This window comes from Protofrankia sp. CiP1_Cm_nod4, assembly GCF_982290645.1.
In genome coordinates, this window is the sequence record NZ_CEVIVC010000146.1 from 1 (window position 1) to 2,816 (window position 2,816).

At 75.0% G+C, this 2,816-nt stretch carries 2 protein-coding genes; both read left to right on the forward strand.

Translation table 11 applies throughout. The features are described from left to right. Positions 1-934, forward strand: a 934-nt coding sequence (locus tag AC5LSR_RS20275) for a hypothetical protein (RefSeq protein WP_493468834.1), incomplete at its 5' end; no start/stop codon positions are given. A gap of 523 nt (positions 935-1,457) precedes the next feature. Next, on the forward strand, positions 1,458-2,759 hold the full coding sequence (purD, locus tag AC5LSR_RS20280; protein WP_250281938.1) for a phosphoribosylamine--glycine ligase: 1,302 nt from the start codon (positions 1,458-1,460) through the stop codon (positions 2,757-2,759). The last annotated feature ends 57 nt before the right edge of the window (positions 2,760-2,816 follow it).

Consider the following 2,816-nt stretch of genomic DNA (forward strand, 5'->3'; position numbering starts at 1 on the left):
CCCCGGCCCCGACGGCCACCGGCTGGAACCCGGCATCCCACGGACCGGCCTGCCGCGCGGTGGCAGGCCGGCGGCGGGCGGCACGTCCGGTCCGGCCGCCCCGGCCGGCCCCGTCGGTTCCCTGCCGGCCCACCGGACGCCGGTGGCGCACGCCGCCGGCCTGGTCACCCAGCCGCAGGCGGTACGGCAGGGCGTCGGCGCGCATGCCCGGCCGGTCGGCTTCTCACCCATCGGCGACGTACCTCCCGCCGGCCTGGTGGAGGTGGTCGTTCGCGGCAGCTACGCCGTCCGCAGCGCCAACCGCGCCGAGGAGCAGCGCCGCAGGCGGGCGGACGCCGTCGCCACCCATGTGGACAGGCAGATCGCCGAGTTCCTCGCCATCTGCGCGGCCCAGAATCTCTCACCGGACGTAAGCGTCCGCGTGCTCCCGCAGCGCCTGCCACCGGTGGCCCGCGGTGGGCGCCGCCGGCAGCAGTGGGACCCGGCGCCGCTTCCGATCCCGGCTCCCACCGCTGCCGGCCCGGCCAGCCACGACACCGCCGGTCACGACGCGGCCGGGCGGCTCCCGACGGAGATCACCAACGGCGGGAGCGACGACGGGAAGGCCGGTCGGCGCGGCTCCGGGCAGGCCAGGGACCGCCGGCGCGGCCGGCACGTCACGTCACCGCTGGTCTGGCCGGTGCTGTACTGGCGTAACGAGGAGTTCCCGTACACGGGCCGCTGCCTGCACCTTTTCGTCGACCGCGACGGGCGGGCCTTCGAGGGCCGGGACAACCCCGGGGCCCTGTACGCCCTGGGCCGCGATGTCCGGGTGTGGCCGGTGGACGTCCACGCGGTCATCGGCTCCATGGCCGAGGTGGATGCCCGGCGCTGCGCGCAGCAGTTGGTGTACGGCCTGGCACACACGCTGTGGCGCGCCGGGGTCATCCTGTAGGCGGTCCCGGCTGGACAGGCGGTCCCGGCAGACACCCGTGGGCGTACGTGGGCGCATGGGCCCGCGGGTGCGGAGCGGGCGCGCGGCCGGGCAGGGCACACACCGCCCGCGCGGATCCCGGCGAGCGCCAGCCAGGCGTCCGTCACGAAATGTGTTCGTTTTCGCCCGGAGCGCCCACGGTTATCACACCTTGAGCACATCCCGCGGCCGGGCCAGGCCGGAAAGTTGATCGCGCTGGGCGCTACCCTGTACCGCGTGCCCTCCCATACCGGTTCCCACGCAGGGCCCGTGACCGCGCGCACGGCCGGCCACCGGCCACCGGTCGGGCAGACGGCAGCCCGGCAGACGGCAACGGCCGTTCCGACGGCAGCGACGGCAGCGACCGCTCCGGTGGCGGCCCTTCCCACGGCAGTGGCGGCTCCGACGGTAACAGCTCGTTCGGCGGCAGCCGCTCGTTCCGTGCTGACGGTTCGTTCAGCGGCGGCGACCGGCCCGGCGGTGGCAGTGGGTAACAGGTGACGCGGTGAAAGTGCTCGTCGTCGGCTCCGGCGGCCGGGAGCATGCCCTGTGCCGGGCGCTGTCGCACGACCCGGCCGTGGGCTCGGTCGTCTGCGCCCCGGGCAACGCCGGCACCGCGGATCTCGCCGAGCCGCGTCCGCTCGACGTCGGCGACCCGGACGCCGTCGCGGCCCTCGCGCAGGCCGTCCAGGCCGATCTGACCATCATCGGGCCGGAGGTCCCCCTGGTCGCCGGGGCAGCCGACGAGCTGCGGGCCCGTGGGCTGGCCTGCTTCGGGCCGTCCGCCGCGGCGGCACGCCTGGAGGGCAGCAAGGCGTTCGCCAAGGACGTGATGCGCGCGGCGGGCGTCTCGACCGCGGCCGCCCGTGACCACACCGAGATCGAGCCGGCCCTGGCCGACCTCGACGAGTTCGGCCCGCCCTACGTCGTCAAGTACGACGGGCTGGCCGCCGGCAAGGGCGTCACCGTGACGACCGACCGGGCGGAGGCGGTGGCGGCCGTGCGGTCCTGCCTGCGCCGGGCGGACGACCGGGTTGTGATCGAGGAGTATCTGGACGGCCCCGAGGTCTCGCTGTTCGCGATCGTCACGGAGGCCGGCACGGTCGTGCCGCTGCTGCCCGCGCAGGACCACAAACGGGCCGGAGACGGCGACACCGGGCCGAACACCGGCGGGATGGGTGCCTACGCGCCGCTGCCGTGGGCGCCGCCCGGGCTCGTCCCGGAGGTCGTCGACACAGTGATCAGACCCGTGGTGGGCGAGATGGCCCGCCGTGGCACGCCGTTCTCCGGCCTGCTCTACGCCGGTCTCGCGCTGACCTCCCGCGGGATGCGGGTCGTGGAGTTCAACGTCCGGTTCGGCGACCCCGAGGTGCAGGCGATCCTGGCGCTGCTGGCCACGCCACTGACCGACGTGCTGTCGGGGCGCCGGGCGCCGGTGTGGCGCGCCGGCGCGGCGGTCACGGTGGTCGTCGCCGCTTCTGGCTACCCACAGTCACCAAAAATCGGTGACCCGATCAGTGGCCTCGCCGCCGCGCAGGCCCTCACCGGCGTGGACATCCTGCATGCGGGCACCCGCCGGGACGCCGACGGCAGGATCGTGTCGTCCGGCGGACGTGTACTGTGCGTAACTGCAATCGGGTCACATCTGGAGGCCGCGAGAGGCTCGGCCTACGAGGCGATCAGCCGTCTGTCGCTGGCCGGAGCGCACTACCGGACCGACATCGGCGACCTGACCCGCATCGGCGTCCCGACCCGGCAGGCGGCGCCCGGCGGCGGGGCCGGCGGGTCGGCGGAGCGAGGTTCCTGACCAGACAGATCAGCACAGCCGGGCCACGGGATCCGGAAGATACAGCAGATGCGGGGG